The sequence below is a fragment of the Actinomadura chibensis NBRC 106107 genome (assembly GCF_001552135.1).
GTDB classification, from domain to species: domain Bacteria; phylum Actinomycetota; class Actinomycetes; order Streptosporangiales; family Streptosporangiaceae; genus Spirillospora; species Spirillospora chibensis.
Genome location: NZ_BCQP01000002.1, coordinates 148,805 through 170,539 on the forward strand (window position 1 = coordinate 148,805; position 21,735 = coordinate 170,539).

The window sequence follows — 21,735 nt, forward strand, 5'->3', positions numbered from 1 at the left end:
TTCCCGGCGGGAATCGGGGCCGTCCAACGAGGTCCCGGCTCGAACGGGACAATTGTCCCTCACCAACGGGACCTTCCGCCGCATAACTTCTTTCTTGCACACCCTCTGGTGAATGGCCCGTATGGACCGGGATGGGAGCCTCGGTGCCGTACGGAGCCTGAGGGCCGGTGGCGACCTTCTTGGCGGGGGGCGGTCACCGGCCCTCCCACCGGGTGGGCCGGGACGAGACCCGGCGAACCGCCAAGACGACGCCGCCGCTCAGGTGCGGTCCCGCCGCGCTGAGCCCGCCGCGCTGAGGCGCTACGGGTGGACGCCGTTCACCGGCAGCCGGGCGCGGACCAGCGTCCCGCCCTCGGGCCCGGGCCCCACCGTGCAGGTTCCGCCCAGTTCGGCCGCGCGTTCTCGCATGGACGACATGCCGATCCCGGACCGCACGTGTGACGGCAGCCCGACCCCGTCGTCCCCGACCGTGACGTCGAGATCGCCGTTGAGGTGCAGCCGCACCACCGCGCATCCCGCCTTGGCGTGCCGGTGCACGTTGGTCAGCGCCTCCTGGACGATCCGGTAGGCGGCGACCTCGGCGGCGGCGGGCAGGCCCTTCAGGTCGCCGTCCACCTGGACGTCCACCTTGGGGCCGTCGCCGGTGGCGACCACGCCGCCGAGGGCCTGGATGGCGCCTTCGAGGCCGAGGTCGTCCAGCGCGGGCGGCCGGAGCCCGTACACGAGTTCGCGGATGTCGCCGATGGTGCGGCCCATGGTGGCGCGCAGGCTCTCCAGCAGCGCGTCGACGGCGTCGGGGTCGGTCTTCAGCGTGATCCGGGCGGCGTCGACGGTCATCGCGAGGCTGGCGAGCGTCGGGCCGAGCCCGTCGTGCAGGTCGCGGCGGAGCCGCCGCCGCTCCTCCTCGCGGGTGCGCAGGATGTGCTCGCGGGACCGCTGGACGTCGGCGGCGAGCCGCGCCGCGTTCGCCAGTTCGGCGAGGTTGCGGGCGAGGATCCCCGACAGCCGCGCGTCCGGGGTGCGGGTGACGCCGAACAGCAGCCGCCCGACCGGCTCGCCGTGCCACACCAGCGGGATGAGCTGCGGACGGTCGCCGAGCATGCCGTCCTCGGCGGAGATCGTCCGGCCGTCGCGGTCGAGCACCTCGATCAGCACGCCGGTGGCGTGCAGCGCGGAGCGGGCGACCTCGGCGGCGACGGCGAGCGCCGCGCCCGGGTCGGCGGCGGTCTGCAGCCGCCGGTTCAGCCGGTCGGCGATCCGGTACGGGTCGCGCTCGCCGTGGATGAAGCCGTCGACGGTGCGCTGGAGGCGGCGCCGGACGGGCTCGAACACCGCGCCCGCGACGATCGCCCCGGCGAGCCCGGCGAGCGTGCCCCTGCCGTGCGCCATCAGCCCGGCGGCGCCGACCAGCGCGAAGTAGACCCCTGTGATCACCACGACGAGGCCCGCGTACACCAGCGTCCGGCTGACCACGAGATCGATATCGTAGAGCCGGTACCGGGTGATCGCGATGGCGATGCAGATCGGCACGGCGACGATCGTGATGTTGCGGACCGGGTCGCCGATCGGGCCGTTCTCGCCCACGTAGATGATGCCCTCGGCGAGCAGGCCCGGATACACCACCCAGCCGATCTGCCGCCGGACGTCCGGCGGCGCCACGACGAACCGGATCAGCATCGACAGCAGCCCCGCCGCGAGCGTGCCGATGATGATCGCGCTGATGGCCACGGGGATCTCACCGAACGGATACACCGAGACGCCGTTGTGCCAGCGCCGCACGTCCGGGTCGAGCGTCACGTGCACGCAGACGATCACGGGGACGAGGCAGGCGAGCACGAGCACCGGCCGGAACCAGCGCGACACCAGCCGTCCGTCCGGGAAGATCAGCGGCAGGACGAGGGTCAGGGCGTAGGTGTCAATGGCCCAGAGCCAGGTGGCGAGCCATTTCACGAACCCGGTGCCGGGCTTGTCGTGCAGCTCGAACCAGGGGCCGAGGTTGAGCGAGAGGACGTACACCGAGGCGCTGAAACCGGCCCCGAGCATGAGCCAGCCGACCGAGAGGCGGGGCCGGTGCCGCAGCAGCACGGCGGCCGCCGGCGTCCAGGCGAGGGCGACGAGGATCTCCGGGTGCCACCAGACCATCCGCAGGTCAGCGGGCAGTTCCGTGCCGATGGCGAGGGACGTCGCGACGAGCAGCACGGCGCCCAGCGCGAGCAGGAACCCGACGCGGCCCGCGCCGCGGCCGCGTTCTGCCGTCTCCACATGCACTCCCCTGGACCGAAAGTAATGGAATGTTAAAGCGTCTGGCTCCTTGTCCTGCTACCTCAAGGGCGTCCGCCTCAGGACACCGGGATGGGGTGCGGCCGAGACTGGGCCCGTCACGGCACATCGGTGCGTGCCGTGATGGTAACCGCGGATTCCGGCGGTGAGAACGGAAGGCGCAGGTCAAGCTCGTCCGATCGGACGTTCTGGACATGTCCCTCCCGCGTCGCCGCCGGGCGGGGCAGCGCGGCGCGGGCGGCGCCGCTGAACCTCACAGGGGCGGGTTCGGAACGCCGCCGGCGCCGGCCCGGAGGACGGCGCGGAGCGAATCCGGACATCGCGACCGGCACTTTTCGGACGCGGGAGCAGGCCGGTCGGTTGTCAGGACGTCCGGGTCAGGCCAGTTGAGTCAGGTCGCCGGGCCCGGCGGGGCGGCAGGCGGGTCCGCGCCAGGCGCGCACCAAAAGGGCGGATTCCCGCCAGCGGACGCGCCCGCGACCGGATTCGGGGAGGGGCGGGGGTTCAGGCGAGCGGGGCCAGCATGCTGTCGCGGGTGAGGGCCTTGATGCCGCGCCGCAGCTCCGCGGGCGAGATGTCCTTGACGATGAGCCGCTGCAGCAGGAACCCGGGCATGATCGCGAACAGCGCCTTCCCGGCGGCCGCGACGTCGGTGCCGGGCGGGAGCTGCCCGGCGTCGACCAGGCGGCCGAGGTAGTACGTCCATGTGTCGCGGATGCGGGTGAGGTTCTCCGCGACGTACCGGGCGATCTCCGGCTCGTGCACGGCGAGCGCCCACGCCTCGGGGGCCAGCCGGAGCGGGCCGCCCTCGGCCGACAGCTCGGCGAGCCTGACCGCGAGCCGCTCGACCAGCTCGTCGATGGGCAGCGGCGGGTCGGTGTGCGCCAGCTCGTGCAGGAACGCCTGCAGCTCCCCGGCGACCGACGCGATGTTGGCCTCGATGATCTCGTTCTTGCTCTTGAAGTAGCGGTAGACGGCGCCCGCGGAGAGCCCGGCCTCGGCGAAGATGTCCTGCATGGACGTGTCGTGGATGCCCTTGCGGACGAAGCAGGCGCGCGCCGCGTCCAGGATCTGGCGGCGGCGGCGCTCAAGGTGCTCCTCGCTGACTCGCGGCATGCGGCCACAATAAAACGAACGTTCGTTTCTTGACAAGCCGGAAGCGCCGGTGCCACGCTGGCCGCATAAAAGAGAACGGACATCCGCTTTATTTAGGAGTGATCCCCGTGCTGCGGTCCTCCCTCGCCCGGCGCGCCCTCGGCGCGGCCGCCGGCGCCGCGCTGCTGCAACTCCTCATGATCACCGCGTTCTGCTGGCCCGCGGCCCGGACGGCGCCGCGCGACGTTCCGATCGTCGTGGCCGGGCCGGGGTCCGCCGCCGTCGCGCAGCGGCTGGAGCGGGAACGCCCCGGCGCGTTCGACGTCGCCGCCGTCCGGGACGAGGCCGCCGCCCGCGCCGCGCTCACCGGCCGCGACGCCTACGGCGCGATCGTCACGACGCCGTCCGGGCCGAAGGTGCTCACCGCGTCCGCCGCGTCGCCGGTCGTCGCGCAGCAGCTCGACGTCCTGGCGGAGCGGCTCGGCGGCGGGGCGGCGGCGGACGCGGCGGCGCCGGCCGTCCAGGACGTGGTCGCCGCCGACCCCGACGACCCGCGCGGCGCCGGGCTCGGCGCGCTCGCGCTCCCGCTGATCATGTCCGGGCTCGCCGCCGCGGTCCTGCTCACCTTCGCGGTCCCGGCGGTGCCGTGGCGCGCGGCGGGCGCGGTGCTGTTCGCCGTGCTCGGCGGGTTCGGCGCGGCGGGCGTCGCGCGGGGCTGGCTGTCGCTCCTGCCCGGCCCCTACGCCGGGCTCGCCGGGACGATGGCGCTGGCGATCCTGGCCGTGACCGGCGCCGTGGCCGGCCTGGCCGCCGTCCTCGGCCGCGCCGGGATCGGGCTCGGCGGACTGCTGTTCCTGCTGCTCGGCAACCCGCTGTCCGGCGCCACGTCGGCGCCCGAGCTGCTGCCGCGGCCGTGGGGCGAGATCGGCCAGTTCCTGCCGCCCGGGGCGGCGGTGACGCTGCTGCGGTCGGTGGCCTTCTTCGACGGCGCCGGCGCGGCGCGGCCGCTCGCCGTCCTGGCCGCGTGGGCGGTCGGCGGGCTCGTCCTGCTGGCGGTGGGCGGGCTGCGCGGCCGCGTCCGGGACGAGACCGGGCGGGACCGGGAGCCCGCGCTCGTCTGACGCTTTCTCCCGCTACTCCGGACGTTTCCCCCGCGCGGAATGTGATCACTCAGTAGCATTCTGTGACTCTGCCGGGCGTTCGAGAGGGAGACATGGCGGCGTTCCTGCTGCGCCGGCTGGCGAACCGGCTGGTGCTGGGCGCGCTGGCCGCCAGCCTCGGCTACCTGCTCGCCGCCGCGGCCCTCGACCCGCGCGCCGGGTACGAGGGCCGCGTCCCGCGCCCGCCGGACGCGGTCGTCGACGCCCGGCTCACCGCTCTCAACCTCAACGACCGGACCCCGCTGGCCGACCGGTACCGGACGTGGGCGGCGGGCGTCCTGCGCGGCGACTTCGGCCGGACGTCGGACGGCCGGCCGGTCGGCGGCGAACTGCGGCGGCGGCTCGGGGTGAGCCTGCGGCTGGTGACCGCCGGGGCCGTGCTCGGAAGCGTCCTCGGTGTTCTCGCGGGGGCCTGCGCGGCGGTGCGCCGCGGGACGGCCGATCGGCTGATCAGCGCCGGGTCCTATCTGCTGGCGGCCGTTCCGGTGTTCGTGCTCGCGGTTCTGCTGCAGAGCGCGGCCGGCGCGGCGAACGACGCCGCGGGCGTGCGGGTCTTCCAGTGGGTCGGTGAGACGACGCCGGGGGAGTCCGGGGTCGTCGACCGGGTCCAGCATCTGGTGCTGCCCACGGTCACCATTGGGCTGACGCAGTTCGCCTTGTATTGCCGGTATCAGCGGGCGCTGATGCTGGACGTCCTGCACGCGGACTTCGTCCGGACGGCGCGGGCCAAGGGGCTGCGGCGGCGAAGTGCTCTGCTGAGGCACGGCCTGCGCACGGCCGTGGCGCCGCTGGCGGCCTATTTCGCCTACGCCTCCGGACTGCTGCTTCTCGGCGGGGTCTTCACCGAGAAGGTCTTCGGCTGGCACGGGATCGGCGAATGGCTCGTCGACTCGATCGGCCGCGGGGACGTCAACGCCGTCGCGGCGATCGGATGCGTCGCGGCGTGCGGGGTCCTGTCGGCCGGGGTCGTCTCGGACGTGCTGCACGGCGCCCTCGACCCGCGCGTCCGGGCGGCGGCGTGATCGCAGGCGGTCGGCGCGCGGCCGCCGGGGCGGTGCTGCTGGGCGCGCTGCTCGTACTCGTGGCCGCCGGGCCGCTCGTCTCGCCGTGGGGCTGGGACGAGATCGATTTCGCGGCCTTCCGGGAGGGGCCGTCCGCCGCGCATTGGCTCGGGACGACGCAGAGCGGCCGCGACGTCTTCGCCCTCACCCTGCGCGGCGCGCGGACGTCGCTGCTCATCGGCCTTCTCACCGCCGCGATCTCGACCGGGCTGGCCGCCGCCGTCGGCGCCGCCGCCGGATACGCGGGCGGCGCGCTCGACCGCGGCCTGACGTGGGGGACCGACGCGCTGCTGATCCTGCCGCCGCCGCTCGTCGTCGCCGTGCTCCGGCCGGGCGGCGGAACGGCGGTCCTCGTGCCATTGCTGGCCGCGTTCATGTGGATGGTCACGGCGCGGGCGGTGCGCGCCGAGACCGTTTCGCTGCGCGGGCGCGAATTCGTGCTCGCCGCGCGTTTCCTCGGCGTGCGGGCGCCGCGCGTGCTCGTCCGGCATGTGCTGCCGCGGCTCGCGTCACTGCTCGCCGTGGACGCGAGCCTGAACGTCGGTATCGCCATCGTCGCGGAGAGCGGACTGTCGTATCTGGGGCTCGGCGTTCGTCCGCCGGACGTTTCGCTGGGCGTCCTGATGGCGGACGGAAGCGGTGCCGGCGGCGCCTTTTCCTGGCCGTTCGGATTCGCCGCCGGATTGCTCGTCCTCATCGTCCTGGCGGTGAGTCTGGTGGGCGACGGATTGCGCGACGTCCTCGACCCGGAGTCGCGGTGACGGTGTTACGGGCGACGGATGTGACCGTCCGGTACGCGCAGGGCGTTGCCGCTCTCCATGGCGTGAATTTCTCGGTGGACGCTAACGAAGTGCTCGCCATCGTCGGAGAGTCGGGCTCCGGCAAGAGCACTCTCGCGCTCGCTCTGATGGGGCTGCTGCCGGAGACGGCCCGCGTTGACGGATCTGTTCTGCTGAGCGGGCGGGAGCTGCTCGGACGATCGGATGCCCACCTTTCCCGGATACGCGGCAAGGAAATGTCGATGGTGTTCCAGGACGCGATGTCGGCGCTCACTCCCGTCCGCACGGTGGGGGATCAGATCGCCGAGGCCGTCCGCGTCCATTCCCGGGTCGGCCGGACGGCGGCGCGTGCGCGGGCCGCCGAACTGCTCGGGCTCGTCGGCGTCGCGGCTCGCCGCGCGGGCGCCTATCCGCATGAGCTCTCCGGTGGAATGCGGCAGCGCGCGCTGATCGCGATGGCGATCGCCAACGGCCCGTCCGTCGTCATCGCGGACGAGCCGACCGCGTCGCTGGACGTGACCGTCCAGGCGCAGGTCATGGACGTGCTGCGGGCCGTGAAGGACGCGACGGGAGCCGCGATCCTGCTGATCAGCCACGACCTCGGCGTCGTCGCCGGGCTCGCCGACCGCGTCCTGGTCCTGCGCGCCGGACGCGTCGTGGAGTCGGGTCCGGTCGAGCAGATCTACCGGGCCCCGGCCGCGCCGTACACCGTCGAATTGCTGCGGTCGCTGCCGCGTTTGGACGCGCCGTCGCCGCGGCGATTGCGGGACGGCCCCGTCGTTCTGGAAGTGGACGGCCTCGTCAGGCATCACCGAATTCGGCGCGGCGCCGGGACGGTCCGCGCCGTGGACGGCATCGCGTTCGACGTCAAGGAAGGCGAGACCCTCGCGCTGGTGGGGGAGTCGGGCTGCGGCAAGACGACGGCCCTGATGGAGATCATGCGTTTGTCGCGCCCGCGGAAAGGGCGGATCTCCGTACTCGGCCAGGACACCGCGCGCCTGAACGGCGCGCGGCGGAGAGCACTGCGGCGCGCCGTGCAGATGGTGTTCCAGGATTCGCGTTCGTCCCTGAATCCGCGCATGCGCGTGGCCGACATCCTCGCCGAGCCGCTGATCACGCATGGGACTCCGGCGCCCCGGGAGCGGGTCGGCGAATTGCTGGAATCGGTGGGGCTCGGGCCCGGCTATGCGCGCCGTTATCCGCACGGCCTTTCCGGCGGGGAGCGGCAGCGCGTCGGCATCGCGAGGGCGCTCGCGCTGGAACCGCGCCTGCTGCTCCTGGACGAGCCCGTCGCCGCCCTCGACGCGTCGTCCCGGGCCGGTGTCATGGACCTTCTCGAAAAGCGGACCGACATGGCGTGCCTGTTCGTCGCGCACGACCTGGCCGCCGTCCACCGCATCGCTCATCGGGTCGCCGTCATGCACATGGGGCGCATCGTCGAAATCGGCCCGGTGGACGACGTGTACGGCAACCCGGCGCACCCCTACACACGCGCGCTTCTCGACGCCGTTCCGATTCCCGATCCCGTCCTCGAAAGGCGTCGTGACCGCGTCGTCCTGCAAGGAGAACCGCCCGATCTGACGGAGCCGCCCGCCGGATGCCGCTTCCTTTCCCGCTGTCCGCGCTATGCGATGCTCACCGCCACCGAAAGAAGCCTGTGCGAAGAACACGACCCCGCCATGGCGCCGGGCGCCGACCGGATGGTCGCCTGCCATCACCCGCTCGTCGGCGTGGAGGCTGGAAGGTGAAACGCGCGCTCGCCGCGATTCTGCTCCTGGCCGGGACGGGCTGCAGCGCAGGCATTTCCTCGACCGCGCCCGCAAGCCTTCCCGCCTCCGACGTGAACCCGGTGCCGCGAGCCCGCGTCGCGAACGGCGGCACACTGCGCTGGCCTCTGCCGGAGTTCCCGTCCCAATGGAATTTCCATCACGTCAATGGCACGAAGGGCGTCGTGAACCATGTCGTCCAAGGTGTGCTGCCCTATCTGATGCGCGCGGACGGGAAGGGCGTGCCGCACGCCGTCCCCGAATATCTCATGTCGGTGACGCTGACCCGGACCGGGCACGGCCAGACCGTCACCTACCGGCTCAACCCGCACGCCAGATGGTCGGACGGCCGTCCCCTCGGATACGACGATTTCGCGGCTCAAGCCCGCGCCTTGTCCGGACGCGACCCGCGCTACGAGGTCTCCACGACGACCGGCTATCGCCAAATCACGTCGGTCGACCGAGGCGCCGCCGAAAACGTCGTCAAGGTGACCTTCGGCGGCACGTACGCCGACTGGCGCAGCCTGTTCAGCCCGCTCTACCCGTCCACCGCATACGGCACGCCCCGCGCGTTCAACGCCGCCTGGACGAACCGTCTCCCCGTGACCGCGGGCCCCTTCAGAATCAACGCGATCGACCAGACGGCCAAGACCGTCACCCTCGTCCGTGACCCCGCCTGGTGGGGCGCGCCCGCGAAACTCGACCGCATCGTCTACAGAACCATGGACACCGCCGCGATGCCCGGCGCGTTCGCCAACCGCGAGATCGACCTGATGGACGTCGGGCTCGACGCCGACGCCCTGGAACGCGCTGAGAACACGCCCAAAACGAAAGTCCGCCGAGCGGGAGGGCCGGACTGGAGGCAGTTCACATTGAACGCCGCCGGGCCCGTCCTGTCCGACATTCGGGTGCGGCGCGCGGTCATGCTGGGCATCGACCGGCGGGCCATCGCGAGAGCCGACCTGTCCGGGCTCGGCGCGCCCATCCAGACGCTCGGCAACCATTTCTACGTCAACACCCAGAACGGCTACCGCGACAATTCAGCGGAGTACGGCGCCTACGACCCGGCCCGCGCGAGGCGCCTCCTGGACGACGCGGGCTGGAGGCCCCACGGGAAATACCGCGCCAAAGCCGGACGGACGCTCGCGCTGCGGTTCGTCGTCCCGTCCGGGGTCCCGATCAGCAAACGCGAAGGGGAACTGACCCGCGCGCTGCTCGAACGCATCGGCGTCAGGGTGGACATCGAGCCGGTGCCCGCCGACGACGCGTTCGACCGCTACGTCGCGCCCGGGAACTTCGACATCGTCCCCTTCTCCTGGCTGGGCTCGGCCTTTCCCGTCTCGCCGATGAAGTCGGTCTTCGCGCGGCCGCGCGGTCGCCACGTCCAGCAGAACTACTCCCGCACCGGCACCGAGGCGATCGACAGGGCCGTCGACCGTGCGGTTGCGGAGGTGGACCCCGAGAGGGTCCGCGTCCTCGTGAACGAGACCGACCGGCTCGTCTGGAGCCAGGCGTCGGTGTTGCCGCTGTATCAGCGTCCCCAACTCGTCGCCGTCCGGGCGGATCTCGCGAACCTGGGTGCTTGCGGCTTCTTCGAGCCCGCTTACCAGGACATCGGTTTCACGTCCAAGAGGGTTAGGGGAACTTGAGCGGGATGCCCTTGCGGTCGCTCGTGAACCGGGCGTTCCACACGTAGAGCCGTAGGTCGGAGGCCGACAGGCCCGCGTCCACCGGGAGGTCCGTGGCGATCCGCACCACGTACGACGCGCCCGCCGGGATCATCGCGCTGCCGTTCTCGTCGACCGGCGACCGGGCCCCGTCGACCCTGGCGGTGATCTCGCTGTGGTTGGGGAGCGTGCACATGTCGTCCGGGATGCCGGGCTGCGGCATGCACCGCTCCCGTGCCGCCTCCGGCACCCGCGACTTCGGCAGGAACAGGTCGGCGGGGTAGTCCAGCAGGACGGGCCGCCGCTGGCTGTTGGTCAGGACGTAGTCGGCGTAGGCGTACGTCGTCCCGGACGGGGGAGCCTTCGTGGCGCCGAGCGGCTGCCTGTCCGTCCCGGCCTTGACGGCGGCGAGGCTGTAGCCGTAGCCCTCCGGCGTCATGAACTCGACCGGCGGACCGGTCTCCGGCGCGGCCACCGACGGGCCGCGCTCGTCCGCGCCGGTCTGCCCGGCGGAGGCCGGACGGGCCGGGTCCGTATCGGAGTCGCCGGGCCGGAGCACGACGATCGCGGCGGCGACGGCGGCGATCCCGACGGCGCCCGTCAGGGCCCCGGCGAGGCCGATCCTCCCGGTGCCGCTCTTCTTCCTCCGGCGGTGCGACCGCCGGGGCTGGTGGCTGCTGGACATGGTCTCTGCGTGCTCCCTCTGGCCCGCTCCGGGCACGGCAAGCGCGTCCCATCACAAGGAGGTGGACACGATACCCGACCGCATGAATCGGTCGTCCCGCAGGTCAGGGGGTTACGAAGTGCGCGTGAGAAGGGTGTCGCGGGAAAGGCCCCGCAGGGAGGCGTCCAGCACCTCGGCGGTGTGCGCGACGGCGATGGGCGCGCCGCGGCGGCGCAGCGCGGTCGCGATCTGCATGGAGCAGCCGGGGTTGGCGGCGACGAGCAGCTCGGCCCCGGTGGCGTCCACGTTCACCGCCTTGCGGTCGCCGAGCTCCGCCGCGGCCTCCGGCTGGAACAGGTTGTAGGTCCCGGCCGACCCGCAGCAGATCTCCGGGTCGGCGATCTCCCGGACCTCCAGCTCCGGGATCGCGGCGAGCAGCGCGCGCGGCTGGCTCCGCACGCCCTGCGCGTGCGCGAGGTGGCACGCGTCGTGGTAGGCGACGGCGACCGGCAGCGGCGCCCGCTCCGCGCGGGGGCCGAGCTCGGCGAGGAACTCGGCGAAGTCGCGGGTCTTCGCCGTCAGCGCGTCCGCCCGCCGCGACCAGGCCGGATCGTCGGCGAGGAGCGCCCGGTAGTCCTTCATGGCCGAGCCGCAGCCCGCCGAGTTCACGACGACGGCGTCGACGGACTCGAACGTCTCGATCGTCCGGCGGGCGAAGGCGCGGGCCTCGTCCGCGCGGCCGGAGTGCAGGGACAGCGCCCCGCAGCACCCCTGGCCCTTCGGGATGACGACGTCGCAGCCTTCGAGGGCGAGGACGCGGGCCGTGGCGGCGTTGACGCCGGGGAAGAACTCGCCCTGCACGCAGCCGGACAGCATCCCCACCGTCGCGCGGCGCTCGCCCCGGGCCGCGACCCGCTCCGGCAGGCGCGGCGTCCTGCCGAGCGGCGGCGCGAGCCGTTCCATGGCGGCGATCGACGGCGAAATGCGCTCCAGGACGCCGCTGCGCCGCACGAGCCGTTCCAGACCCGATTTCTGGTACGCGCGCAGAGGGCCGCGCAGAGCACGGAGCCGCCGCCTGTACGGGAACAACTGGAAGACCATTTCCCGTATGGCGCGTTCTTTCAGCGAACGGGGGTGCTCGCGTTCGACGTCCGCGCGGGTCGTCTCGATGAGCCGGTCGTACTGCACCCCGGACGGGCAGGACGTCACGCATGCCATGCAGCCCAGGCACGCGTCGAAATGCTGCACCATCGCGTCGCTGAACGGCTCACCGTCCACGTGCTGCTGCATCAGGTGGATGCGGCCCCGGGGCGAGTCCATCTCCTCGCCCCACAGCGTGTACGTCGGACAGGTCGGCAGGCAGAAACCGCAGTGGACGCAGTCGCCGAGCAGTTTCGGGAGGTCGTCCTGGGCGCTCATCAAATCCCTCCCACGAATCGTCCGGGGGACAACCGGTGGTCCGGGTCGAACTGGTCTTTCACGCGCCGCATGAGCGCCAGCCCTGGAACCGGGCCCCACACATCAATTTCGCCGCGCACCTCCTCAGGCGCGTAGCGGACGACGGCGCCGCCGCCGTGACGGCTCAGCGCGCCCCTCAGGCCGCCCAGCACGGTCGCCACCTTCTCCGGGGCCGGGCCCGTGGGGACGCCGACGTGGCCGTGCCCGCTTCCACTCCAGGTTACGGCGATCTCCGGGCCGAGCGTCGTGAGGACGTCGCGGAGGGCGGGCGGCGGAGCCGTGACGTCGATGAGGGTGGTGCCGTCCGGGTAGCGGCCCCAGCCGTCCGGCGCCGAGTCCGCGATCTTGGCGTTCTCGCCTAGCAGTTCGGCGATTTGCCTAGCGCGTACCTCAACGCCTTCTGGGACGCCCTCCAGGAGAACGGCGACCGTCCCTGGGCTGATGTATTCGAGGGCGCTCGGCGCCACCGCGGAATGCAGGACGGTCTGGACGGCGTCATGCGCGTCCTCCGCTCCGGTCACCCGACACGACACGTACGCGCTGGCCGACGCCACCGGATGCAAGCGGAACGTGGCGTCCACGATGAGCCCGAGGGTTCCGAACGAACCGGAGAAGAGGCGTCCCAGGTCGTACCCGGCGACGTTCTTGACGACCTTCCCGCCGGACCTCGCGATCTGCCCGTCCGCCCGGACGATCGTCAGCCCGATGACCAGGTTCCGGGGCGTCCCGTACAGCGTGCGCAGCGGACCGGCCGCGCCCGTGGCGATCGTCCCGCCCACGGTGGAGCCCGGCAGGGGGACGTCGAGCGCGAGCCGCTGGCCGCGCTCCGCGAGCAGCGCGCCGAGCCGCTCCATCGGCAGGCCCGCCTCCGCCTTCGCGACGAGGTCCCCTGCGGCGTGCTCGATCAGCCCGTCCATCCGGTGGGTGTCGACCAGGAGATCGCACCGCTCCGGAGGTGTTCCCCAGTCCAGACGGGTCTCGGCCCCACGCGGGACGACCGCCAGACCCATCTCCGCGGCGACGCGCATGACATCGGCGGCCTCGGACGCGTCCTTCGGCGCGGCGACCAGAGCGGGCTCCACACCGAGGACGCCCTCCGCGGGCTCACCGGGCCGTACGTCACCGCAGACCTTGGCCAGGGCGTCGATGGGCTGCATCAGAAGAGGTCCGCCTTTCCCTCGAACGGGTGGGGGCCCTTGCGTACACCGGGCACCTCGCCGCACAGACGCGGCGTGGGGAACACCTTGCCCGGGTTGCACAGTCCCGCAGGGTCGAATCCGCAGCGGACCATCTGCATCGTGTCCAGGTCGGCTTCGGTGAACATCCGCGGCATGTACCGGGACTTGTCCACTCCCACGCCGTGCTCGCCCGTGATGGAGCCGCCGTGCTCGATGCACAGGTCGAGGATCGCCCCGGAGACCTCCTCCGCGCGCCGCTCCGCGCCCGGCTCGGCGTCGTCGAACAGCACCAGGGGGTGCAGGTTCCCGTCGCCCGCGTGGAACACGTTCGCCACCCGCACGCCGGACTCGGCGGACAGCGCGTCGATCCTCGCCAGGACCTCCGGCAGCACCGTCCGGGGGATCACGCCGTCCTGGACTATGTAGGCCGGGCTGATCCGGCCGACCGCCGCGAACGCCGACTTGCGCCCCTTCCAGATCAGCGCCCGCTCCGCGTCGTCGGCGGCGATCCGGATCTCGAACGCGCCCGCGTCCCGGCACAGCCGCTCGACCTGGGCGAACTGGGCGGCGACCTCGGGCTCCGGGCCGTCCAGCTCCACGATCAGCACCGCGCCCGCGCCCGGCGGGTACTCGCAGCGCACCGCCGCCTCCGCCGCCTCGATCGACAGCGCGTCCATCATCTCGATCGCCGCCGGGACGACGCCCGCCCCGATGATCGCCGACACCGCCGCGCCGCCCGCCTCGATCGAGTCGAACGCCGCGAGCAGCGTCTGCACCGTCTCCGGCAGCCGCGTCAGCCGCACGGTGATCTTGGTGGTGATGCCGAGCGTGCCCTCCGCGCCGACGAACACGCCGAGCAGGTCGTAGCCGGGGCCGTCCGCCGACAGCTCGACGATCTCCCCGTCCGGCGTCACGACCTCGCAGGCCAGCACGTGGTGCGCGGTGAACCCGTACTTCAGGCAGTGGGCGCCGCCGGAGTTCTCCGCGACGTTCCCGCCGACCGAGCAGATCTGCTGGCTGGACGGGTCGGGCGCGAAGTAGTACCCGTACTGCCGGACGGCCCGCGTCACGTCCAGGTTGATCACGCCGGGCTCGACGACGGCCCGCTGCCCCGGGATGTCGACCTCCAGGATCCGCCGCATCCTGGACGTGACGATCAGCACGCCGTCCGCGCGGGGGAGCGCCCCGCCCGACAGGCCCGTCCCGGAGCCGCGCGCCACGTAGGGGACCCCGGCCGCCGCGCACTCGCGCACGATCGCGGCGATCTGCTCGGCGGTGTCGGGCAGCACGACGATCCCCGGCGTCGACCGGTGGTTGGTCAGCCCGTCGCACTCGTACGTGCGCAGCCGCACCGGGTCGGTGATCACCCGGTCGGCGCCGAGCAGCTCCGCCAGCCTGCGTCCGAGCCCGCCGGGCAGCGCCTCGGTCGGCGACGGCTCGTTGGACAACGGCTCGTTGGGCAACGGTTCCACCTTTTCCACGATCCCCGATAGTGGCCCAGGGACGAACCCTTTGGAACCCACGTTCCTTACGGGCGCGGGTTCCAAAGGGTGCGCACGCCGTCCGGGTCTACGGGAAGCTCTGGTAGGCCGGGATCGTGAGGAACTCGGAGTACTCGTCCGCGAGGGTGACCTCCTTGAACAGGGTCACGGCCTGGTCGTAGCGGGGCTCGTTGTACGCCTGCCCCAGCTCCTCCTTGATCTTGGCGAGCTCCTCGTCCAGCAGCTCCTCGACCCACTCCTTGGTGATCTTGCGCCCGTCGGCGGTGGACACGCCGTTGTAGATCCACTGCCAGACCTGCGAGCGGGAGATCTCCGCCGTCGCGGCGTCCTCCATCAGGTTGTGGATGGCGACCGCGCCCGCGCCGTCCAGCCAGGTGGCGAGGTAGCGCAGCGCCACGTCGATGTTGTTGCGCAGGCCCGCCTCGGTGATCTCGCCGGGGGTGTCCTTGACGTTGAGCAGGTCGGCGGCGGTGACGCGGACGTCCTCGCGGAGCCGCTCGCGCTGGTTCGGCCGGTCGCCGAGGACGCCGTCGAACACCTCCCGGCAGACCGGGACGAGGTCGGGGTGCGCCACCCAGGAGCCGTCGAACCCGTCGCCCGACTCGCGCGCCTTGTCCGCCCGCACCTTCTCCAGCGCGATCTTGTTGACCTCCTCGTCGCGGCGGGACGGGATGAACGCCGCCATCCCGCCGATCGCGTGCGCGCCGCGCTTGTGGCACGTCCGGACGAGCAGCTCGGTGTAGGCCCGCATGAACGGCGCGGTCATCGTGATCGCGTTCCGCTCGGGCAGCACGAAGTCGGCGCCCCGCTCCCGGAACTTCTTGATCACGGAGAAGAGGTAGTCCCAGCGCCCGGCGTTCAGGCCCGCGGAGTGGTCGCGCAGCTCGTAGAGGATCTCCTCCATCTCGAACGCCGCCGGGATCGTCTCGATCAGGACGGTCGCGCGGATCGTGCCGCGCGGGACGCCCAGCGCGTCCTGCGCGATGTTGAACGCGTCGTTCCAGAGCCGCGCCTCCAGGTGCGACTCCATCTTCGGCAGGTAGTAGTAGGGGCCCTTGCCCTTGGCGAGCTGGCGGCGCGCGCAGTGGAAGAAGTACAGGCCGAAGTCGAAGAGCGACCCGGACATGGGCTCGCCGTCGACGAGGAGGTGCTTCTCGTCCAGGTGCCAGCCGCGCGGCCGGACGACGATGGTCGCGAGCTCCGCGTCGTCCTTGAGCGCGTAGGACTTCCCGCTCTTGTCGTCGGTGAAGTCGATGGCGCGGTCGAGGGCGTCGCGGAGGTTGAGCTGCCCCTCGATCATGTTCGTCCACAGCGGCGTGTTGGCGTCCTCGAAGTCGGCCAGCCACACCTTCGCGCCGGAGTTCAGCGCGTTGATCGTCATCTTGCGGTCGGTCGGGCCGGTGATCTCGACGCGGCGGTCCTCCAGGCCGGGCGCGGGGTCGGCGACCCGCCAGGCGTCGTCCGCGCGGACGCCCGCGGTCTCGGGGAGGAAGTCGAGCGTCCCGCCGGCGGACAGGGCGCGCTGCCGCTCGGCGCGGGCGGCCAGCAGCTCCGTCCGCCGGGCGCCCAGCTCGCGCTGCAGGGAGGCGAGCAGGCCGAGCGCCTCGGGGGTCAGGATCTCCTCGTACCGATCGCCGAGGGGTCCGGTGACCTCGATGCCGTCAAGTCCAGCCATCTGCGCCATCCCTTTCGTATAGTGAAATTCGGGTTCTGGTATGTGGAGAACGGTACTTGGCGTGGTCGAAGGCGGTCAAAGCGGGGTAGTGGAGTGGCCGGGCGCGCATGGACCCCGCGTTCACCGGGACACGTCCCCGCGCGCGCTTGCGTCAACCCAGGGAGATAACCGCGTGACCACCGGGGACCGCCGTGAGACCATCGGCGGGAAGAAACGGCGGGACGACCGGGAAGACACGGCCGCGCCGCGGCGTTCTACCGAGGACATATGACTCAACCTTTTTCTGCAGACCAGACCCAGACCTCCGAAGAGTTCGAGTACGAGCCCATGACGGGCGAGCTCGACCTTGAAGACCGCCGGGCACTGCGCCGCGTCGCGGGCCTGTCCACCGAGCTGGAGGACGTCACCGAGGTCGAGTACCGCTCGCTCCGCCTGGAGCGGGTCGTCCTCGTCGGCGTCTGGACGGAGGGCACCGCCGAGGCCGCCGAGAACTCCCTGCGCGAGCTGGCGCTCCTCGCCGAGACCGCGGGCTCGGAAGTGCTGGAGGGGCTTGTCCAGCGGCGCTCCCGGCCCGACCCGGCCACCTACATCGGCTCCGGCAAGGCCGCCGAGCTGCGCGACGTCGTCATCGCCACCGGCGCCGACACCGTCATCTGCGACGGCGAGCTGGCCCCGAGCCAGCTCCGGCACCTGGAGGAGACCGTCCAGGTCAAGGTGATCGACCGGACCGCGCTGATCCTCGACATCTTCGCCCAGCACGCCAAGAGCCGCGAGGGCAAGGCGCAGGTCGAGCTCGCGCAGCTCGACTACCTGCTGCCGCGGCTGCGCGGCTGGGGCGGCAACCTGTCCCGGCAGGTCGGCGGGCGCGCCGCGGGCGGCGTCGGGATCGGCGGCCGCGGCCCCGGCGAGACCAAGATCGAGCTGGACCGGCGGCGGATCCGCACCCGGATGGCCAAGCTGCGCCGGCAGATCGCCGAGATGTCCAAGGCCCGCGACACCAAGCGCGGCGAGCGCCGCCGCCACGCGGTGCCCGCCGTCGCCATCGCCGGCTACACCAACGCGGGCAAGTCGTCGCTGCTGAACCGGCTCACCGGCGCCGGGGTCCTGGTGGAGGACGCCCTGTTCGCCACCCTCGACCCCACCGTCCGGCGGGCCGAGACGCCCGGCGGGCGCGCCTACACCCTCGCCGACACGGTCGGGTTCGTCCGGCACCTGCCGCACCAGCTCGTCGAGGCGTTCCGCTCGACGCTGGAGGAGGTCACCGACGCGGGGCTGATCCTGCACGTCGTGGACGGCTCCGACCCGGCGCCCGAGGAGCAGCTCGACGCCGTCCGCGAGGTGCTGCGCGAGATCGGCGCCGCGGAGATCCCCGAGATCGTCGTGATCAACAAGGCCGACGCCGCCGACGACCTCGCGATCGCCCGGCTGCAGCGCCGCGAGCCGCACAGCGTCGTCGTGTCCGCCCGCACCGGGTTCGGCATCGAGGAGCTGCGCGCCGCCATCGAGGCCGACCTGCCCGGGCTGGAGAGCGAACTGCGCGTCCTCGTGCCCTACGACCGGGGCGACCTCATCGCGCAGGCGCACGAGCGCGGCGAGGTGCTCAAGCAGGAGCACGGCGCCGACGGCACCCTGCTGCACGCCCGGGTCCCGGCGGACCTCGCCGGGGAACTGGCGCGGTACGAGGCCGTGACGCCGACCGTCTGAGCGGTTCGGCCTTCCCCCGCGGGTTCTCCGAACCCGCGGGCGGGACCGAGCGTCTCAACAGGCTGTCCGGATGGTTCGTTCGAACCGTCCGTCCGAACCGAACCGGCGACCCGCCGGGTCCCGCGGGGCCCGGCGGGTCTCCGCAGTTACGGGCGACGCTCCGTTAGATTCGGACGCGTCCGGAACCTGTGGCCACGTCGATCCTCGTCGCTGAATGGTGACAGCTTCACGAATCGGCTTGACGGTGCGGTTGAAATCCGTACGGTCGTAGAGCTAAGGGGCGGGGAGATGGCTGTCGAAGCGCTGCTATCAGAGGTTGTCGGACGGGCCTTCGGTGCACTACCGTGACGAAACCGATATCTCCGGTCTCGTTGCCCAGTGGTGGTCGCCCGATCACCCGACCCACCAATGGTGAGTCGCCGGCATCCAGTCGGCGTTTCGGATCGAGAGCAGGTGGCCCACTCCATGAAAGATCCAGGCGCCAGACCGAGAGCAGGCGGCCGGCCACGTCCTCACGCCACGTCCGAGCACCGCACCGACGCGCCGTCGCCGCACGGCGCCCCGCCGCCGCACGGCGCCCTTGACCGCGCTGAAGCGCACATCGTCCCACCCTGGTCGGTGAACCTATGACGGTACGGCTGTTGACGAACATCGGCAGGCTCTGGACGGGCACCGACGTCTGCAGCAACGCCGCCGTCCTCATCCACGACGACCGGATCGTCTGGGCCGGGCCCGCCTCCGACCTCCCGCAGCGCGTCCCCGGCATCATCGACGACATCGTGGACGTCGACCACGTCGAGAACCTCGGCGGCGGGCTCGTCACGCCGGGGCTCATCGACGCGCACTCCCACCCGGTCTACGCGGGCAACCGCTGGGCGGAACTCGCGATGCGCACGAGCGGGTCGTCCCACTCCGCCATCACCGCGGCGGGCGGCGGCGTGAACTCGACCGTGACCGTCACCCGCGGGACGGACCCGTGGACGCTCTGCAACGGCGTCCGCGAACGGCTCCGCCAGTGGATCCTCGCCGGGACGACCACCGTCGAGGCCAAGACCGGCTACCACCTCACCCGCGACGGCGAGCTCGCCGACATCCGGATGCTGCGCTCGCTGGAGGGCGAGCCGTCCATGCCGCGCATCCACGCGACGTTCCTCGCCGCGCACATCCTGCCGCCGGAGTTCTTCGGACGCCGCCGCGACTACATCGAGGCCGTCCGGCTGTGGGCGGGCGACGCCGCCGTGGCGGGCGCCGACTCGATCGACGTCTACTGCGACGAGGGCCACTTCACCGCCGAGGAGGCCCGCGCCCTGCTGCTGACCGGCAAGCGCGCCGGGCTGAAGGCCCGCATGCACGCCTGCGCCAACGAGCGCGTCGGCGCGGCGCAGGTCGCCGCCGAGGTCGGCTGCGCGTCCGCCGACCTGCTCACCCAGGCCAACGACGACGACATCAAGGCCCTCGCGCACGCGGGCGTCACCGCCACCGTCTGCCCCGGCAGCTCGCTCAACAGCAGCCGCGCGCCCGCGCCCGTCCGGCAGATGCTCGACCGCGGCGTCACCGTCGCGCTCGGCACCGACCACAACCCGGGCCAGTGCGGCATCACGTCCATGCCGCTCGTCATCGGGCTGTCCGTCGCGATGTTCGGGCTGAGCGTCACCGAGGCGCTGCGCGCCGCCACGCTCGGCGGAGCCGCCGCCCTGCGCGTCGGCGACCGCGGCTCGCTCGCGCCCGGCATGCTCGCCGACATCGTCCTCTGGGACGCCGACCACGAGGGCGCGTTCGCGTGGGCGTTCGGCCTGCGCGCACTGCGGATCTGGCGCGGCGGCGTGCCCGTCCAGCCCTGACCCGCCGTCCCGGCGGCGGGTAGCGTCCTTTCATGGGAAACGCCGTCGCGGTCGTGACGGACTCGACCGCCTACCTGCCGTCCGGGCCGGCCGGACGGCACGGGCTGACCGTCGTCCCGCTGCAGATCGCCGTCGGCGGCGCCACCCGCGACGAGGGCGACGTCGGCGCCGCCGAGGCCGTGCGCGCGCTGCGGGAACGGCACGCCGTGACGACGTCGCGTCCGTCGCCCGGACGCTTCGCCGCCGCCTACCGGTCGGTCGTGGACGCGGGCGCGCGCGAGGTGGTCTCCGTGCACCTGTCCGCCGCCATGTCCGGGACGGTGGAGGCGGCACGGCTCGCCGCCGCCGACGCGTCCGTCCCGGTGCGGGTCGTCGACAGCGGCACCATCGGGATGGGCCTCGGATTCGCCGCGCTCACCGCCGCCTCGGTCGCCCTCTCCGGCGGGACCTCGCAGGAGGCCGCGGACGCCGCCCTGCGCCGGGCCAGGCTCACGCGGTCCCTTTTCTACCTCGACACCCTGGAGTACCTGCGGCGCGGTGGACGGATCGGTGCCGCCGCCACCCTGCTGAGGTCCGCCCTCATGGTGAAGCCCCTCTTGCACATCGCGGGGGGACGGATCGCGCCGCTGGAGAAGGTCCGGACGTCCGCGCGCGCTCTGGCCCGGCTGGAGGAACTCGCGGTCGCGGAGGCGGGCGGGCTGCACGTTGATCTGGGTGTGCAGCACCTCGCCGCATCGGCACGTGCCGACGCCCTTGCCGCCCGCCTGTGCGAGCGGATCCCACATGTCGCTGACGTGTACGTAGGCGAGGTCGGCCCGGTAATCGGCGCCCATGTCAGCCCTGGAATGCTCGGCGTGGTCGTGGCGCCGCACCTCTGACGGCCTGGCGACTCGGCGCCGGTGGAACTCCCGGCGGGCGGATTCACCGGTTGCCCGACAGTCCTCGCCGTCATCGATGGGGCGGGGGCGGTGTGGCCTCTGCTCAGCCGATCCGCGCGGGGGCTGCGTCGGCTGTCGCGCGAGCCGATGCGCGGCGGTGTGGTCCCTGCCTTGCCGGTCCCCTCGGAACGGTGCTGACGCAGAGTTATCCACAATTGGCGGAGCGCTTACGGCGGGTCGGCGGGCGCGCCTAGCGTCGGGTGCCATGAGACCCGACACGCAGGCCCGGCTGCAGTCCGCGATGGGGCGCCTCAGCGTTTCCGAGGCGCCGCCCTCGGCCCGCCTACGCGCGGGCCCGGAGCGGTCGAATGTCCGCGTCCTGGTGATCCTCGGGCTGATCGCCGCCGTGGTGGCCGCCGGGTACTTCTGGATGGCGCGCCCACGGCCGCGGGATTCCGCGGCGCCGCTGCCGAGCGCGACCCTCGCCGAGACGCGCGAGGGTTCGTCCGCGAGCCCGCCCGCGAGCCCGGTCGCGGCGGGGGCCTCGGTGGTCGTGCACGTCATCGGGAAGGTCAGGCGTCCCGGTGTGGTCACGCTCCCGGGCGGGTCGCGCGTAGCCGAGGCGATCAAGGCCGCGGGCGGGCTGCGCCCCGGCGCGAAGACCGGCACGCTCAACCTCGCCCGCAAGCTGGTGGACGGCGAGCAGATCCCGGTGGGCGTCCGCGGCTCCGCCCCCGCCGCCCCGGTCGCCGCCGCCCCGCCCGGGCCCGACGCCCCGGGCGCGCCCGCGACGCCGATCGACCTCAACGCCGCCACCGCCGACCAGCTGGACGGGCTTCCAGGCGTCGGTCCCGTCCTCGCCCAGCGCATCGTCGCGTACCGCACCGAGCACGGCGGCTTCCGCTCCGTCGACGAACTTCGGGAGGTGAGCGGCATAGGCTCCCGCCGCTTCGACGACCTGAAATCCAGGGTCCGCGTATGACCCACGACCTGCGCCTGCTCGCCCCGGCCCTCGCCACCTGGATCA

16 protein-coding genes are annotated in these 21,735 nt (G+C 72.6%); 9 read left to right on the forward strand and 7 right to left on the reverse strand.

Translation table 11 applies throughout. The annotated features are described in order from the left end of the window. Positions 1–300: 300 nt before the first annotated feature. Positions 301–2,262 carry a sensor histidine kinase gene (locus ACH01S_RS01500; RefSeq protein ID WP_067884405.1) on the reverse strand — a complete coding sequence of 654 codons (1,962 nt, stop codon included), beginning with the start codon at positions 2,260–2,262 and terminating at the stop codon, positions 301–303. 522 nt (positions 2,263–2,784) lie between these two features. Next, a complete protein-coding gene (locus ACH01S_RS01505) occupies positions 2,785–3,396 on the reverse strand; it encodes a TetR/AcrR family transcriptional regulator (RefSeq protein ID WP_067884409.1) in 612 nt (203 codons plus the stop codon). 107 nt (positions 3,397–3,503) lie between these two features. Here ACH01S_RS01505 and ACH01S_RS01510 point away from each other — a divergent pair, with 107 nt between their 5' ends. The 5 genes from ACH01S_RS01510 (at position 3,504) to ACH01S_RS01530 (ending at position 9,790) form a co-directional block, all read left to right on the forward strand. Then, complete coding sequence (locus ACH01S_RS01510) at positions 3,504–4,496, forward strand: hypothetical protein (protein ID WP_218010118.1); 993 nt, start codon at positions 3,504–3,506, stop codon at positions 4,494–4,496. Between the two features lie 92 nt (positions 4,497–4,588). After that, positions 4,589–5,557, forward strand: coding sequence for an ABC transporter permease (locus ACH01S_RS01515; RefSeq protein ID WP_067884412.1), 969 nt, complete (start codon positions 4,589–4,591; stop codon positions 5,555–5,557). Next, positions 5,554–6,357: an ABC transporter permease gene (locus ACH01S_RS01520; protein ID WP_067884414.1), complete on the forward strand. Its 804-nt coding sequence runs from the start codon at positions 5,554–5,556 to the stop codon at positions 6,355–6,357. Before ACH01S_RS01515 ends, ACH01S_RS01520 begins: the two co-directional genes overlap by 4 nt. Continuing rightward, complete coding sequence (locus ACH01S_RS44820; protein WP_083980151.1) at positions 6,354–8,123, forward strand: dipeptide ABC transporter ATP-binding protein; 1,770 nt, start codon at positions 6,354–6,356, stop codon at positions 8,121–8,123. The genes ACH01S_RS01520 and ACH01S_RS44820 overlap by 4 nt, the downstream gene beginning before the upstream one ends. A gap of 203 nt (positions 8,124–8,326) precedes the next feature. Continuing rightward, entirely contained in the window at positions 8,327–9,790 is a 1,464-nt protein-coding gene (locus tag ACH01S_RS01530; protein ID WP_174564845.1) for an ABC transporter family substrate-binding protein, read from the forward strand. On the opposite strand, the gene ACH01S_RS01535 is transcribed toward ACH01S_RS01530, so the two are convergent. From ACH01S_RS01535 to aceB, 5 genes are all read right to left on the reverse strand, one after another. Then, a complete protein-coding gene (locus ACH01S_RS01535; RefSeq protein ID WP_067884418.1) occupies positions 9,777–10,493 on the reverse strand; it encodes a hypothetical protein in 717 nt (238 codons plus the stop codon). The two genes, ACH01S_RS01530 and ACH01S_RS01535, sit on opposite strands and share 14 nt — an antisense overlap. A 111-nt stretch (positions 10,494–10,604) precedes the next feature. Beyond that, complete coding sequence (locus ACH01S_RS01540; protein ID WP_067884420.1) at positions 10,605–11,891, reverse strand: (Fe-S)-binding protein; 1,287 nt, start codon at positions 11,889–11,891, stop codon at positions 10,605–10,607. Further along, entirely contained in the window at positions 11,891–13,087 is a 1,197-nt protein-coding gene (locus ACH01S_RS01545) for an FAD-binding oxidoreductase (protein ID WP_067884422.1), read from the reverse strand. The genes ACH01S_RS01540 and ACH01S_RS01545 overlap by 1 nt, the downstream gene beginning before the upstream one ends. After that, entirely contained in the window at positions 13,087–14,526 is a 1,440-nt protein-coding gene (locus ACH01S_RS01550) for an FAD-linked oxidase C-terminal domain-containing protein (RefSeq protein ID WP_174564848.1), read from the reverse strand. Before ACH01S_RS01550 ends, ACH01S_RS01545 begins: the two co-directional genes overlap by 1 nt. Before the next feature lie 151 nt (positions 14,527–14,677). Next, positions 14,678–16,285 (reverse strand): malate synthase A, encoded by a 1,608-nt coding sequence (aceB, locus tag ACH01S_RS01555; RefSeq protein ID WP_067884534.1) that lies wholly within the window; start codon positions 16,283–16,285, stop codon positions 14,678–14,680. Positions 16,286–16,552: 267 nt separating this feature from the next. On the opposite strand from aceB, the gene hflX reads away from it, so the two are divergent. The 4 genes from hflX to ACH01S_RS01575 all read left to right on the forward strand — a co-directional run bounded on the left by hflX (position 16,553) and on the right by ACH01S_RS01575 (position 21,690). Next, positions 16,553–17,989 carry a GTPase HflX gene (gene hflX / locus ACH01S_RS01560; protein ID WP_067884424.1) on the forward strand — a complete coding sequence of 479 codons (1,437 nt, stop codon included), beginning with the start codon at positions 16,553–16,555 and terminating at the stop codon, positions 17,987–17,989. 626 nt (positions 17,990–18,615) lie between these two features. Then, positions 18,616–19,830, forward strand: a complete 1,215-nt coding sequence (hutI, locus tag ACH01S_RS01565) for an imidazolonepropionase (RefSeq protein ID WP_067884426.1) — start codon at positions 18,616–18,618, stop codon at positions 19,828–19,830. A gap of 32 nt (positions 19,831–19,862) precedes the next feature. Next, positions 19,863–20,708 carry a DegV family protein gene (locus tag ACH01S_RS01570; RefSeq protein WP_067884428.1) on the forward strand — a complete coding sequence of 282 codons (846 nt, stop codon included), beginning with the start codon at positions 19,863–19,865 and terminating at the stop codon, positions 20,706–20,708. A gap of 265 nt (positions 20,709–20,973) precedes the next feature. Then, complete coding sequence (locus ACH01S_RS01575; RefSeq protein ID WP_246236909.1) at positions 20,974–21,690, forward strand: ComEA family DNA-binding protein; 717 nt, start codon at positions 20,974–20,976, stop codon at positions 21,688–21,690. Positions 21,691–21,735 lie beyond the last annotated feature (45 nt).

Excerpts from the sequence above, each read along its gene's own strand:
- ACH01S_RS01505 (WP_067884409.1), bottom strand. The coding sequence starts at position 3,396 with ATGCCGCGAGTCAGCGAGGAGCACCTTGAGCGCCGCCGCCGCCAGATC.
- ACH01S_RS01515 (WP_067884412.1), top strand. The coding sequence starts at position 4,589 with ATGGCGGCGTTCCTGCTGCGCCGGCTGGCGAACCGGCTGGTGCTGGGC.
- ACH01S_RS01535 (WP_067884418.1), bottom strand. The coding sequence starts at position 10,493 with ATGTCCAGCAGCCACCAGCCCCGGCGGTCGCACCGCCGGAGGAAGAAG.
- ACH01S_RS01540 (WP_067884420.1), bottom strand. The coding sequence starts at position 11,891 with ATGAGCGCCCAGGACGACCTCCCGAAACTGCTCGGCGACTGCGTCCAC.
- ACH01S_RS01545 (WP_067884422.1), bottom strand. The coding sequence starts at position 13,087 with ATGCAGCCCATCGACGCCCTGGCCAAGGTCTGCGGTGACGTACGGCCC.
- aceB (WP_067884534.1), bottom strand. The coding sequence starts at position 16,285 with ATGGCTGGACTTGACGGCATCGAGGTCACCGGACCCCTCGGCGATCGG.
- hflX (WP_067884424.1), top strand. The coding sequence starts at position 16,553 with ATGACTCAACCTTTTTCTGCAGACCAGACCCAGACCTCCGAAGAGTTC.
- hutI (WP_067884426.1), top strand. The coding sequence starts at position 18,616 with ATGACGGTACGGCTGTTGACGAACATCGGCAGGCTCTGGACGGGCACC.
- ACH01S_RS01570 (WP_067884428.1), top strand. The coding sequence starts at position 19,863 with ATGGGAAACGCCGTCGCGGTCGTGACGGACTCGACCGCCTACCTGCCG.
- ACH01S_RS01575 (WP_246236909.1), top strand. The coding sequence starts at position 20,974 with ATGAGACCCGACACGCAGGCCCGGCTGCAGTCCGCGATGGGGCGCCTC.